This window comes from Rhizobium sp. CF122, from assembly GCF_000282035.1.
Classification (GTDB): Bacteria; Pseudomonadota; Alphaproteobacteria; order Rhizobiales; family Rhizobiaceae; genus Rhizobium.
This window is the reverse complement of sequence record NZ_AKKA01000095.1, coordinates 74,766-88,903: the sequence shown is the minus strand read 5'-3', so window position 1 is coordinate 88,903 and position 14,138 is coordinate 74,766. Positions and strand designations below refer to the sequence as shown.

Annotated in this window: 10 protein-coding genes and 1 pseudogene; 3 read left to right on the top strand and 8 right to left on the bottom strand. The window is 58.7% G+C overall.

Going from position 1 to position 14,138, the window contains the following annotated elements:
- Positions 1-395: 395 nt before the first annotated feature.
- The 5 genes from PMI09_RS24390 to PMI09_RS24370 form a co-directional block, all read right to left on the bottom strand.
- A complete protein-coding gene (locus PMI09_RS24390) occupies positions 396-1,580 on the bottom strand; it encodes a M20 aminoacylase family protein (protein ID WP_007800731.1) in 1,185 nt (394 codons plus the stop codon).
- A 72-nt stretch (positions 1,581-1,652) separates the two neighbouring features.
- Positions 1,653-2,432, bottom strand: coding sequence for an amino acid ABC transporter ATP-binding protein (locus tag PMI09_RS24385; RefSeq protein ID WP_007800729.1), 780 nt, complete (start codon positions 2,430-2,432; stop codon positions 1,653-1,655).
- Complete coding sequence (locus PMI09_RS24380; protein WP_007800728.1) at positions 2,429-3,355, bottom strand: amino acid ABC transporter permease; 927 nt, start codon at positions 3,353-3,355, stop codon at positions 2,429-2,431. The genes PMI09_RS24385 and PMI09_RS24380 overlap by 4 nt, the downstream gene beginning before the upstream one ends.
- Positions 3,352-4,239: an ABC transporter substrate-binding protein gene (locus tag PMI09_RS24375; RefSeq protein ID WP_007800726.1), complete on the bottom strand. Its 888-nt coding sequence runs from the start codon at positions 4,237-4,239 to the stop codon at positions 3,352-3,354. Before PMI09_RS24375 ends, PMI09_RS24380 begins: the two co-directional genes overlap by 4 nt.
- A 60-nt stretch (positions 4,240-4,299) precedes the next feature.
- Positions 4,300-5,268, bottom strand: a complete 969-nt coding sequence (locus PMI09_RS24370; protein ID WP_007800724.1) for a hypothetical protein — start codon at positions 5,266-5,268, stop codon at positions 4,300-4,302.
- 103 nt (positions 5,269-5,371) lie between these two features.
- On the opposite strand from PMI09_RS24370, the gene PMI09_RS24365 reads away from it, so the two are divergent.
- Positions 5,372-6,697: an aminotransferase-like domain-containing protein gene (locus tag PMI09_RS24365; protein WP_007800722.1), complete on the top strand. Its 1,326-nt coding sequence runs from the start codon at positions 5,372-5,374 to the stop codon at positions 6,695-6,697.
- Positions 6,698-6,893: 196 nt separating this feature from the next.
- Here the strand turns inward: PMI09_RS24365 and PMI09_RS24360 are convergent.
- The 3 genes and pseudogenes from PMI09_RS24360 to PMI09_RS24350 form a co-directional block, all read right to left on the bottom strand.
- A pseudogene (locus tag PMI09_RS24360) lies at positions 6,894-7,632 on the bottom strand (cell division protein FtsZ); the annotation flags it as partial.
- A gap of 73 nt (positions 7,633-7,705) precedes the next feature.
- Positions 7,706-9,004, bottom strand: coding sequence for a beta-ketoacyl-ACP synthase II (fabF, locus tag PMI09_RS24355; protein ID WP_007800719.1), 1,299 nt, complete (start codon positions 9,002-9,004; stop codon positions 7,706-7,708).
- 200 nt (positions 9,005-9,204) lie between these two features.
- Positions 9,205-9,798: a TetR/AcrR family transcriptional regulator gene (locus PMI09_RS24350; protein ID WP_007800716.1), complete on the bottom strand. Its 594-nt coding sequence runs from the start codon at positions 9,796-9,798 to the stop codon at positions 9,205-9,207.
- Between the two features lie 98 nt (positions 9,799-9,896).
- On the opposite strand from PMI09_RS24350, the gene PMI09_RS24345 reads away from it, so the two are divergent.
- Together PMI09_RS24345 and PMI09_RS24340 are read left to right on the top strand one after the other, a co-directional pair.
- Complete coding sequence (locus PMI09_RS24345) at positions 9,897-11,012, top strand: efflux RND transporter periplasmic adaptor subunit (protein ID WP_007800714.1); 1,116 nt, start codon at positions 9,897-9,899, stop codon at positions 11,010-11,012.
- On the top strand, positions 11,009-14,119 hold the full coding sequence (locus PMI09_RS24340) for an efflux RND transporter permease subunit (protein ID WP_007800712.1): 3,111 nt from the start codon (positions 11,009-11,011) through the stop codon (positions 14,117-14,119). Before PMI09_RS24345 ends, PMI09_RS24340 begins: the two co-directional genes overlap by 4 nt.
- The last annotated feature ends 19 nt before the right edge of the window (positions 14,120-14,138 follow it).

Genomic DNA, 14,138 nt, shown 5'->3' with positions numbered 1-14,138 from the left:
TTGGCAGCAGGGATTGAACCATGGCGCGGTATGCCGGTTTGCGTTTCGGAATTTCGTGGGGCACACTTGGAAGCGGGAGCGCGCCCGGACTGCCTTCTCATCGATCCCATGTGAATCGGGCAACGTCGAAGCTTCCCCGCTTCAATTGCCGCGAGACTTTTTTGTTGCCATGGACGCGGAACTTCGCATCGTAGCCACCGCATATCTTGATCTTCGATATCCGTTGCGGGCGCGGACCGACAGGCGGTCGACGTCCAGGAGCTTCGCGACTTGACGGGGGAAATCGCAGCGGATCGGCTCGACCCTGAACAACCCCCGGTGTCTGTCGATGAACGATGTCATCGCTTCAATTGGCGGTCGAGCTCTGGCCCGAGAACTCAACCCGACTACAAGCTCTAAGCGTCAAGATAACGCTCGGCCAGACGCGCCCAAATGGCCGCGCCGGTCGTCAGGCTGCCGTCATTGAAATCGTATTTCGACGAATGCAGGATCGGCGAGTCCTTGCCGTTGCCGAGACGGAGGAAACTACCGGGCCTACGCTCAAGGAAATAGGCGAAGTCTTCGCTGCCGGGCAGGAGAGGGCATGTGAAGACATTTTCAGCGCCAATCAGTTCCTCGGCCACTTCGCGAGCGAATGCCGTTTCCCTTTCCGAATTCACAACGACTGGATAGCCATGCTCATAGTCGATCTCGGCTCTTGCACCATGGCCCTCGGCAACGCTTGCCGCCAGCGTGCGGATGCGCTCCTCGAGGAAGGTGCGGATCGCCGGGTCGAATGAGCGGACGCTCATCGAGATCTTTGCCGTGTTCGGAATGACGTTCGACGCTTCGCCGGCATGGATCGTGCTGACGGTGACGACGGCCGTCTGGGTTGGATCGACATTGCGCGAGACGATCGACTGCAGCGTGACGACGAGGTTGCAGGCGACCAAAACCGGATCAACTGTGAGATGCGGTCGCGACGCATGGCCGCCCTTGCCGACAATGGTGATCTTTACCGTATCGCCGGCCGCCATCACCGGACCGGATCGGATGAGCAGTGCGCCGGCCGGCATGCCGGGGTGGTTGTGTAGGCCGAAGATCGCGTCGATCGGGAAACGCTCGAATAGGCCGTCGGCGATCATCCGTTGCGCGCCACTGTTCTGCCCGGCCTCTTCGGCCGGCTGGAAGATCAACGTCACTGTGCCGTTGAAGCGTCTTGTCCGCGCCAGATATTCGGCTGCACCGAGAAGAACCGTGGTGTGGCCGTCGTGGCCGCAGGCATGCATCTTGCCTGGTATGGTGCTGGCATAGGCGACACCCGTCTCTTCCTCGATCGGCAATGCATCCATGTCGGCACGGATACCGATGCTCTTGGTGCCGGTGCCGTTCTTCAGCGTCGCCACGACGCCATGGCCGCCGACATTGCGGGTGACAGCATATCCCCAGGCTTCCAGCTTATCGGCTACGTACCGGGCAGTCTCGGTTTCCTCGAAGGAAAGCTCCGGGTTGGCGTGCAGGTGATGGCGGGTCGCCTTCAGCTCGGCTTCCATGGCATCGAAATCGGATACGCGGGCGTAGAGATTGTCTTGCGAGGGCATCGGAGTTCCAGACTTAGCAAAATTCAAACAAAAGGCCCCGGCCTTTGGGGCCGGGGCTAGGCGGGGAGATTTTTAAAGAAAGCGCGACAGAAAAGCCTGCGTGCGCGGATGCTGCGGATTGCCGATCACATCCTCGGGCTTGCCCTGTTCGACGACCACGCCGCCGTCCATGAACACCACCCGGTCGGCCGCTTCACGGGCAAAACTGATCTCGTGGGTGACGACGATCATGGTGAGACCCTGCTTTGCCAGATCCCGCATCGTCGCCAACACTTCGCCGACCAATTCCGGATCGAGTGCCGAGGTCGGCTCGTCGAACAGCATCAGCTTCGGCTTGATCGCCAGTGCGCGGGCAATCGCCACGCGCTGCTGCTGGCCGCCGGAGAGCTGCCGCGGATAGGCATTGGCCTTCTCCGACAGACCGACGCGTTCCAAAAGGCGCTTGGCGTTCTCGATCGCATCCTTTCGGCTTTCACGATGGACGCCGACTGGCGCTTCGATGACGTTCTGCAGCACGGTCATGTGCGGGTAGAGGTTGAACTGCTGGAACACCATGCCGATCTTGCGGCGCTGCCTGGCAATGCCGGTGGGCGACAGCTTTTCCAGATGGTCGTTCTTCACCCGGTAACCGATCTGTTCGCCATCAACCTCGATATATCCCTTCTGGATATCTTCGAGGTGATTGATACAGCGTAGAAAGGTGGATTTGCCCGAGCCGGACGGCCCCAGAATGGCCACGACTTCCCCCGGCATGATGTCGAGGTCGATGCCCTTCAACACTTCGAGCTGGTCGAAGGACTTGTGGACATTACGAGCCTGGACGAGGGGCTTGGCGGTATCGACGATGGTCAATGGCTTGCCTCCTCCATGACGGCGGCGGGCTTGGGCGTGGCGCCATTGCGGCGGTCGCTGCGGCCGTAATAGGCTTCGATATAGCTCTGGCCGATATTCAGCACCGAGGTGATGAGTAGGTACCAGATGACCGCGACCAGCAGCATTGGGATGATCTCGAACGTGCGGTTATAGATCGACTGAACCGAATAAAGCAGGTCGGCCATGGCGATGACGCTGACGATCGAGGTCGCCTTGATCATGCTGATCAGCTGATTGCCGGTCGGTGGTACGATCGAACGCATCGCCTGCGGAATAATGATCCGCCATAGGGCTCGCGCCTTGGTCATGCCGAAGGCTTCCGCCGTTTCGGTCTGACCGCGGTCAACCGACAGAAGGCCGCCGCGGATGATTTCCGCCATATAGGCCGCCTCGTTGAGTGCGAGGCCGACGATCGCCGCGGTCAGCGGCGTGATGACAGAATTGGTATCCCAGCTGATGAGCGTCGGGCCGAAGGGAAGGGAAATCGATATCGTCGGAAACAACGTCGACATGTTGTACCAGAAGATCAGCTGGACTAGGAGCGGTGTGCCGCGGAAGAACCAGATGAACAGTGACGCGAACGAGCGTGCTAGCTTGTCGGACGACATGCGTGCAATCGCGATCACGAGGCCGAGCGCGACGCCGAGGATCATGGCGATCACGGTGAGGCCAAGGCTGACGTAAAGACCGTTCAAGACCGTCGGATCGAAGAAATACTGGGCAACAACCGGCCAGCCGAAGTTTTCGTTAGCGGCGATGATCCAGCCGAAGTCGACGACGACCAGCGCAATCACGATCCGGAGAGCAAGAGGGCCGCTCCGGAAAGGCGTGTGGGCCGTCGCCACATCGCGGAAGTCCTCGGCGCCCGAAGGCGCCGCATGTGTCGTAGTGTTCGCGCTCATTTGGGAAGCTGTCCACCGAGGTTGAGGCCGGGCTGCTTGATCATGTTGTTCTCAAGGCCCCACTTCTTCATGATCGCGGCATAGGTACCGTTGTCCATGAGAACCTTAATTGCGTCGATGAACAGCGGGCCGAGCGGCGAACCCTTTGGAACGACGGCACCCTGGAAAATGTCGTCAAAACCGTTCTTTTGCCCGACGCCGTTCAGTTCCAGCTGGCCGTTCGCCTGGCTGACGAAATAGGTCAGCGGTGCCTGCGAAGAGAAGAATGCGTCGGCGCGCTTAGAGCGGACGGCCAGGATGGATGCCGGCTGATCGGTATAGGACTGCACTTCCACCGGTTCCTTGCCTTCGGCCTTGCACTTGTCCGACTGTACCTTGATCACCCGTTCGGCGGATCCGCCGGCCATAACCGAGATGCGCTGGCCGCAGGCCTTGTCCAGCGAGGTGATGCCCTTCGGGTTGCCCTTCAGGGTGGCGAAGACGACGAATTCCTGCACCCAGTCGACGAAGTCGCTTGCCGTTTCGCGATCCTTGTAGTCGCCGACCGGACCGAAGGCGAACTGGTAACGGCCCGAGTTGACGCCGGCCAGCAGCGCCGGCAGCCCGCCAACTGTCGCATGGTCGATCTTGACGCCGAGCACCTGTCCGATTGCGTCCGTCAGGTCGGCGCTGGCGCCGGTCATGACGGTGCCGGTGACGATCTCGTAGGGAGGGAACGAGCCGTTATTGACGGAGATCATTTTGCCGGCCGACTTGATGTCGTCCGGCAGGCGATCGTGCAGCTCCTTGTTGACGTCCAGCTTGATGGATGCGTCCTGCGCCTTGGCGACGCTAGCAAGTGCTGCGCCGGCGAGGGCGAGAGCGATGAGTTTCTTATGCGACATGTTCATTCCCCTTGTTTTACTAAGCTACGTTTCTCGAGAGATTAAGGTTGCGACTGCCGGTCAGATCCGGCTGCCATCCGTATCGAATGCGAAAAGCTCTTCCGGCGTCATGTGGCGCTTCATGATGCCCTGGGCATGCAGCTCACTGGCGAAATCGTCGATCATCTTGCGGTTGGCGGTAAATCCGCTGGCATCCCAGCCCTTGGGCAGCTCGCGCGACGTTTTCAGTACCTCTTCGAACATCCACGGCGTGGTTTCAGCGTACTTGCGGCGCTTGGCGGTCCACATGCGCTGCGATTCGTCGACGAGCCGGCTCACTTCGGCAATCACCCACGGGTTCTCGGCAACGATCTCGGCCTTGATGCCGATCAGATGCATGCCCGGAACATATCCCACATCATCGAAATACTGGCGCTCTTCTTCGCGGAAATCAGCCAGCACCTGACGGAACGGCGAGCCCGGCTCGAAATAGCCATCAGGCATGAAGGGCGTAAAGATCGCATCCAGTCCGCCTTCGCGCAGAAGGTCTACCATCGGGCGTTCGCCGGGGCAGGCTTCGATTAGGCCGGGCTGGCCAAAGCCGTCGAGGCGATCGGTGACTGGGTGTGCCTCCGTCAGGCGGCCGGCATACCACATCGCGTCCTTGACCTCGACGCCTTCGCGGCGGATGGCCGCACGCGTCCAGGTGTTGCCGCTGTCGCGCCATCCGGTGACTCCGATGCGTTTGCCGGCCAGCTGGCCAAGAGTCGTGATGTCGCTGTCCCGGGTAGTCATGATGCAGCGATGGCGGAAGCCGCGCATGATGAAGTTGGGAATGCCAACGACACTGTCATCGCCGTCATGACGAAGCTGGGTATAGCGGCTGAATGAAATCTCGGCAGCCTCATGGTCGGGGCTTTTGCCGAGATGGGAGACAAGCGTTCCGATCCGGTCCACCTGTATGTCGAGCTTGTCGGAAGCGACATCGCCGAGAATCAGCGGGGTCATGTAATCCCAGTCACGCAGTGCAATTCGAAGGCTCAGTGTCATTCTGGATACTCATGTCAGGAAATGCTTACGAAGGGAGATTAAAATGTTCACTTCGTAATGATCAAATGTTATTACGTTATTGAACATTTAATCTGGTGAGAAAATGAGCGACGCCTACGATTCGATCTGGTTTGCCGAAAAATTAAGCGATCGAACAATTCGCGGAATCGCATTAGAAACCAGTGCCTTGATCAGGGCAGGGGCGCTTCCGGTCGGCGCCAAGTTGCCTCCAATCCGTGATCTCGCTTTTTCGCTCGGTGTCAGCCCGGCGACGATTTCGGAGGCCTGGAGCGAGCTTAGACGGCAAAAGATCATTACAGGCAGGGGACGAAACGGCACCTGGGTGAGCGGCGACCGCTTCATCGCAAAGCCAGAGCGCCTGGCAAGTTCCGGCCACTACGGTGCCGATGTGCTCGACCTGACGATGGCCGTTCCTGACCCAAGGCTGCTGCCGCCTTTAGAGAAGGCGCTGGCGTATGGCGCTTCCGCGGAGAACCTCAACAGCTACGAGCGCAGCCGTATTCTGCCGGAACTGGAGGCCGAACTTCGCAAGACATGGCCGTATGAACCGGAGGCATTGCTGGCGACCAACGGCGGTTATAACGCTGTGTATACCGCTATTCATGCACTGGTGACGCCCGGTGCGCCTGTCGCTATCGAAGAACCGACGGCGATGCGCCTCCTCGATATCCTTGAGCATCAGGGCGCACGCATCCTACCTGTGAAATGTGACGAGTACGGGCCGCTGCCCTCATCGCTACAGGATGCCATGCGCTACAAACCGGTCGTTTTCCTCTTCCAGCCGCGGCTGCATTCGGTGACCGGCCGGACAGTGACGGCGCAACGCCTAGGCGAACTAGCCGAAGTACTACGCAACAGCGACACCCTGATAATTGAGGATGATGGCATCTCCGATATTTCCGGGGTTGAGCGTCATTCGCTTGGCACCCAGTTTCCCGACCGGGTTATTCACATCATCTCGTTCTCTAAAACGCTCGGTCCCGACCTTCGCTTAGCCGTATTGTCGAGCACGTCGGCAGTCGTTGAACAGATTCAATCTTATCGCAGTTTTAGTGCAGCCTGGACCAGCCGCGTTCTTCAAGCCGCCGGCGCATGGTTGTTGCGCCAACCGGGAACTTGGGAAAATATCGCATCTGCCCGGGCTACCTATAAAAAACGACGCGATATGCTCGCTAGCGCCTTGCGAGTGCGCGGCCTCACCATCGAAGATGGGGAAGGGTTGTCTTTGTGGGTGCCAGTTGTTTCTGAACCCTTTGCAATGGTTACGCTCGCTGCCCGAAACATTGCAGTCAACTCAGGAAGCAAATTCTGCGTTGCTCATAGCAATAACATTCGCGTGGCAACGTCGATGTTGGATGAGCGCTGCGAGGAGGTAGCTGACGCGATTGCGCTCGCCCACATTATGTAGCTGCACGCGCAACGCGTTGACGGCTCTGGTGCAACCACAGGTTCACATCATATTCGAGAGAAACTAGTTTCGCTCGAACGCCTCTTCTATTGTCTTCGACGCACGGCTCGGACTGCGCACCTTTCCGATTGTTTGGCCGCAATGCATCCTTGCCTTGAACGACAACAAACCACAGAACCTTACGAGGCATCGAAGAGGGGTTCGCAATCGCTGCTTCCGCAGCGGCTCTGGCACGGCCTTCACCCATCGCTTCGCCGCTGCCCATCATCGCTCGACCCCATGTCGCGCATCACTGACTTTACGTCGGCAAAATCGAGATTGATCAGTCCTTCTTTGACAATCAGATCGATAACGGAGCCTACGCCTGCATAAAGTATCCGATCTGCCATTTCGAAGGCATCTGCGAACGTTGCCTTCACATCGGCCACACGGAATTAGATTCTGATTGGGAATGACAATGACTGGGCCAGCGCTCTCGCTGAGATGCTCAATGCCTTGCTGGGCCACTCGCATTCGATGCGTGCCCTCGAATGCAAATGGCGTGGTAACAAACAGCGCCCGTTAGTATCCCCGCCTGGCGGGCGGCGCGAGCGATGACGGGTACGGCCCCAGTTCCAGTGCCGCCTCCCATGCCCGCAGTCACGAAACGCATGTGTGTCCCGGCCAGATGGCTCATGATCTCATCAATCGTTTCCTCGGCCGCTGCATGTCCGATTTCAGAAAGCGAACCAGCCCAGCCCCTCCGGTTACGGTGAGACCGAGCTGGCTAAGCCGCGACGCTTTTGACATGGAAAGAGCCTGTGCATCGGTGTTTGCGACAACGAATTCTGCGCCTCGAGCTTCTGCGCGATCATGTTGTTCACAGCATTTCCGCCGCCACCGCCGACGCCAATGACTGTGATCTTTGGCTTTAGCGCAACGATGTTTTGCGGCATTGTTGGCCTCATAGCGGGTCCACCTCCTGGGCAACGAGACAGTCTGATATTCTTGTGGGGACGAGAATTCGCGTCAGCTAACGGCGGGTGAGCGGCCGGGGCTGCCTTCTGTCCAGCGTCGGAACAGTGCGCTGGCATTGACCCCGCCGAAGCCGAAGCCATTGGATATTGCGTATTCCGTCGCGACCCGTCGCGCGTTGTTCGCGACGAAATCGATACCGTCGGCTTCCGGATCCGGAGCTTTCAGGTTCAAGGTCGGTGGTGCTATCTGGTTGCTGAGCGCCAAAATCGTGAAGATGGCTTCCAGCCCTCCGGCCGCGCCGAGCAGGTGTCCCGTTGCTGATTTCGTTCCGCTGACAGCGACGGTATTGCCGGAACCGAAAACACTCTTGATGGCCCTGATTTCACCGAGATCACCGACCGGCGTGGAGGTCGCGTGCGCATTCAGGTGACCGATTTCATGCGGGGCTATCCCAGCTTGCGCAATGGCGATTTCCATGGCTCTGCGTGCACCATTCCCGTCTTCGGGACCGGAGGTAATGTGGTGGGCGTCGGCCGTTGTACCGTATCCGACGAGTTCGGCAATCGGGGTGGCGCCGCGAGCAAGCGCATGGCTCAGGGCTTCGATGACCAGGATTCCAGCGCCTTCGCCCATGACAAAGCCGTCACGCATCATGTCGAAGGGGCGCGAGGCCCGGCTTGGCGTTTCGTTGAAGCCAGTCGAAAGAGACCGAGCCGCGGCGAAACCGCCGAGACTGACGATATTCATGCAGGCTTCCGTTCCGCCGCATACCGCAATATCTGCCTCGTTTGCACGGATAAGTCTCGCCGCATCGCCGATCGCCTGAACACCGGCCGCGCACGCCGTCACGGGTGCGCCGAGCGGACCTTTGAAACCGAAGCGGATCGAAACTTGTCCCGCTGCTAGGTTGACGAGAAACGACGGTATGGTGAAGGGCGAAAGACGACGGACGCCGCGTTGATCGACCGTGCGAACCGCCTCGGTGATTGCCGGAAAGCCGCCGATACCGGAAGCGACGATGGTCGCGGTTCGCAGTCGGTCATCATTCGAAAGCGGCTTCCACTTCGCTTGAGCAAGCGCCTCTTCAGCAGCCGCCAGCGCGAAGAGGATGAATCGGTCGACCTTGCGTTGATCCTTTGGAGCCATGGCAGTATCCGGATCGAATCCGCCTTCAGGGTCTTCGGCGATCGAGGGGACGACTCCGCCCACTTTCGACGGCAGGTCTCCGACGACATCGTCCCCCAGTCGCCGAATACCGCTCCGACCCGCGAGGAGGCGCGACCAGGAGATTCCGACATTAGCTCCAAGGGGGCTTACAGCTCCCATTCCTGTGATAACGATACGGCGCATACGTTCTCCGCCTGTCTTCTCATTAAAAATTGGCACGATCTAAGCGTACCGACCGGCATTGCGACCAGTGCCCGCAACATGCAGTTTGCGCATACAAAGAGCGCGTTTCGCCCGCACATCCGGGCGGCGTATCAACGCGGTCCCGTAACCTGCACCAGATAATCGAATCTAGCGGCAGCCTTTAGGCGACAGCGATCGCTTCAGGCGACACCTTCACCACTTGCAAGACGCCTGACTTGGGCCGCGGCTGCGTCCAGAATGCTTTGCGACAAATTCTCGTCTTCGAGAATCCGCGAGAGCGTGACGGCACCCACCATAAGGGAGAGTATCACCATCGCATTGCGGCTTGGACTGGAGCTCGGGCTCTTGGTGTCATCCATCAGCTCATCCAGGACCTCAAAGTGAGCTCGGATCCCATCTTCAAATGGACGCCTGACCTCTTCACTTTGCCGCGCAGCGTCCGATCCCAAGGCCGCCAAAGGGCAACCGTCGGCTCTTTCTCCAAGATGTCCCGGTGAGAGATAGAACTCCATGACTGCTTCGAGGGGATTGGAGCTGGTCGCGGCCGCTGTCGACCATCTGCGTGTGGCGCTTTCCATCGCACGCCTGGATGCTAGGGCAGCAAGGTCGTCCTTGGACGAGAACTGCTTGTAAAATCCGCCTTGCGTGAGGCCAGCACCCTTCATCAGATCCTTTAGGCCAATCCCGTCGAAGCCGTGTTCTCGAAAAAGACGGCTTGCGACGTTGATCACGGTGTCCCGATTCTCCTCGGCCTGTGCGCGGCTTACTCTCATGTTGATCTCCGCTTAGATTTCGATTGACATCTATAGTGTAAATAGAGTTAGATCGCAATCTAATTCCTCAGGATCGCTCGTCAAGAAGAGAATGTAAAATGAATCGCAAACATGTCCTGGCTTTGGTGGGGCTCGTGGCAGCGGCGGGGGCTGCTGCCTTTGTCCTCGTATTCGAAACACCCAAACACGAAGCCGAGGCTGCAGATCCGAGGACAGCTCCACCACTGGTGAGGGTGGCAGAGGCGAAGAAGGCGGAAACAGCGGAACGTTCCTTTACCGGCACGGTCGCTTCCCGGATACAGAGCAACCTCGGATTTCGGGTCCCAGGTAAGATTGTCCAGCGGCTGGTGGATGTAGGTCAGCAGGTGAGACAAGGTCAGGCCCTAATGCGCATCGATGAGACCGATCTCCAACTCGCCCTGACAGCGAAGCGCAATACGGTCATCGCAGCACGTGCTGTCCTGATCCAGGCAGAAGCAGATGAGAAACGCTATGCGGCGCTGGTGAAAAATGGATTGGCTGCTACTCCACAGCGCTATGAACAAGCGAAGGCGGCTCTCGACACGGCCTCTGCACAGCTTGCCGCAGCTGAAGCTGACGCCGAGGTAGCGGAAAACGCAGCCACCTATGCCGTCCTTCTTGCAGATTCGGATGGAACGGTCGTCGATACCCTTGGAGACCCAGGGCAGGTCGTGGCAGCGGGCCAGACGGTCGTCCAACTCGCGCAGGCTGGGCCGCGTGAAGCCGTTGTCTGGCTACCTGAGACCCTGCGGCCGGAGATAGGGTCGGAAGCGGATGCCAGTGTCTACGGAGGGGAGAGTCTAAGCGGAAAAGCTAGCCTGCGACAGATTTCCGATTCAGCCGATCCGCAAACCCGGACCTACGAGGCGCGTTATGTTCTCGATGGCGCCGCCGCCTCTGCACCGCTTGGCTCGACTGTCACGATCAAGATCCTGGATGCGGGCAGGCAGTCGGAGGTCACTGTTCCGGTAGGTGCCATCCTGGACGACGGCAGCCGGACAGGTGTTTGGGTTGTTAACGAAGCCACTTCCACTGTGAATTTTACGCCAGTCGACATCAAACGTATCGGTGAGGAGACAGCATTTGTCACCGGGATCGGAATCGGTGAGCAGGTTGTCGCTCTGGGCGCGCATCTGCTGGAAAATGGCGCGGCCGTCAGGACGGGCGTGCAGCAAGAGGTGACAAAGCAATGAGCTTCAATCTCTCTGGCATCGCGGTTCGCGAACGCGCCGTTACCTTGTTCTTTATCGTTCTGTTGGCCGCGGCGGGGGTTTACGCGTTCGTCAAGCTAGGACGCGCCGAGGATCCCTCCTTCACCATCAAGACTTTGACGGTTACTTCAGTTTGGCCGGGTGCCACTGCGCGTGAAATGCAGGATCTTGTCGCCGAGCCACTGGAAAAGCGCATCCAGGAACTGACATATTACGACCGTGTCGAGACAACGACACGACCAGGCTACGCCTTTCTGACCGTCACATTGAAGGATAGTACGCCACCCGGTGCGGTCGAGGAAGAGTTCTATCAGGCTCGCAAGAAGCTTGGCGACGAAGCCAGAAATCTTCCTCCAGGCGTCATTGGTCCCTTTGTTAACGATGAATATTCCGATGTGAGCTTCGGCCTTTACGCACTGAAGGCGAGGGGGATGCCGATGCGTGACCTTGTTCGGCAGGCAGAGGTCATCCGTCAGGATCTCCTGCATGTTCCGGGCGTCAAGAAAATCAACATCCTCGGGGAGCGGCCCGAACAGATCTTCGTCGAATTTTCCTATGCCAAGCTCGCAACACTTGGGATATCGGCACAGGATATCGCCGCAGCTTTGCAAAGACAGAACACAGTCACGCCCGCCGGCTCGATCGACACGCGTGGCCCGCAGGTCTTTATCCGTTTCGACGGCGCATATAACAGTGTTCAGGCGATTGCCGATACGCCGATCGTTGCAGCTGGACGCACTCTCAAACTTTCCGACTTGGCTGATATTCGGCGCGGGTATGAGGATCCCGCGACCTACATCATCCGCCATGAGGGCGAGCCAGCAATTATGCTGGGCGCAGTGATGCAACAGGGCTGGAATGGTCTTGAGCTCGGCAAAGCGCTTGAAGCCCGATCCGCTGCTATCGCGCAGACACTGCCGCTCGGCATGACGCTTGCCAAAGTCAGCGACCAGGCCGTCAATATCGATGAGGCGGTCGGCGAGTTCATGCTCAAGTTCGCAATGGCGCTTGGTGTCGTGCTGTTCGTGAGCTTGGTCAGCCTCGGCTGGCGCGTAGGCATTGTTGTCGCGCTTGCTGTCCCGCTCACCCTGGCCGTCGTCTTTCTCATTATGCTCGAAACCGGCCGGTTCTTCGATCGTATCACGCTCGGAGCGTTGATCCTTGCGCTGGGGCTTCTTGTGGACGATGCCATCATTGCCATTGAGGTGATGGTCGTGAAGATGGAAGAGGGTATGGATCGCATCAAGGCGGCCGCTTACGCCTGGAGTCATACCGCGGCGCCGATGCTATCCGGCACCCTTGTCACAATCATCGGACTGATGCCCGTTGGCTTCGCAAGATCAACTGCAGGTGAATACGCCGGCAACATCTTCTGGGTCGTGGGCTTTGCACTGATCGTTTCGTGGGTTGTTGCAGTGGTCTTTACGCCTTACCTCGGCGTCAAGATGCTGCCTGACATCAAGCCGGTCGAAGGTGGACATCACGCAATCTATGATACTCCTAACTACCGTCGTCTGCGCTCGCTCATCGAGTTTGCCGTTCGGCATAAGTTCGTGACGTGCGGTGTGGTGGGGATCGTCATGGCCGTTTCTGTCGTCGGGATGGGAGGCGTGAAACAGCAATTCTTCCCGACGTCGGATCGCCCGGAGGTTCTCGTCGAGGTACGCATGCCTGAAGGCACGAGCATCGAGACAACGACAGGGGCGGTCGAGAAAGTTGAAAGCTGGTTGCAAAACCAGCCCGAGGCAAAAATCGTCACCAGCTATATAGGGCAGGGCGCGCCCCGCTTCTTCTTTGCCATGGCGCCCGAATTGCCCGACCCAGCCTTCGCTAAGGTCGTTGTGCTCACTCCGGATGCTCACGCTCGCGAGGCGTTGAAGCATCGCCTTCGAGCTGCCGTGTCGGACGGGCTAGTTCCTGAGGCATCCGTGCGCGTAACGCAGCTTGTATTTGGTCCGTATACGCCGTTTCCGGTCGAGTTTCGGATCATGGGACCCGATCCGGACGAACTCTACAAGATTTCTGAGCAGGCCCTGGCAATTATGAAAGGTGTACCTGATGTCCGGCAGGCCAACAGGGATTGGGGCAACCGAACCCCGGTGCTCCGGTTTATCCCCGATCAGGATCGGCTTAATCTGATCGGCCTTTCGCCGGCGGAGGCAGCCCAGCAGATGCAGTTGCTGCTGAGCGGCATCCCTGTCACCCAGGTGCGCGACAACATCCGTAACGTGCCTGTTGTCGCACGAAGCGCAGGCGAGAACCGCCTCGATCCATCACGGCTTGCCGACTTTTCACTGATGAGCAGGAATGGCCGTCAGGTTCCGCTTGATCAGATCGGCCATTCCGAGATCCGGTTTGAGGAACCGATCCTGAAACGTCGTGATCGAACGCCGGTTATCACGATACGATCCGATATCAACGAGGCGACGCAACCCCCCGAGGTTTCACAGCAGGTCATGAAGGCACTTCAGCCGCTGATCGCATCGCTCCCTGTCGGATATCGCATCGAGATGGGTGGAAATATCGAAGAATCCCTCAAGGCCAACGTCGCGCTCGTCCAGGTTTTCCCCGTTATGATTGCGGCCATGTTGATCGTCATCATCCTCCAGGTTCGCAGCCTGTCAACGATGACCATGGTTATGTTGACCGCACCCCTCGGGCTTGCCGGGGTGGTTCCGGCGCTGCTTCTGTTCAATCAGCCCTTCGGCTTTAATGCCATTCTCGGATTGATAGGATTAGCGGGGATCCTCATGCGCAACACGCTGATCCTGACAGAGCAAATCAAGGAAAACCAGGCTGCTGGTCTTGATGACTATCACGCTGTGATTGAAGCGACTGTGCAGCGGACACGCCCTGTGATCTTGACCGCGCTTGCAGCGGTCCTGGCCTTCATACCTTTGACCCATTCGGTGTTCTGGGGATCGATGGCCTACACACTGATTGGCGGAACGGCGGCAGGCACAGTCATGATCTTGCTCTTTCTTCCGGCACTGTACGCTGTGTGGTTCCGGATCAAGCCAGCGAAAGAAGACGGCCACGGAGAAACGATCGAGCGTCTCGAACCGCCGATAGCACTGGCTGCGGAGTAGGGAATCTTGTGCCCAGGAC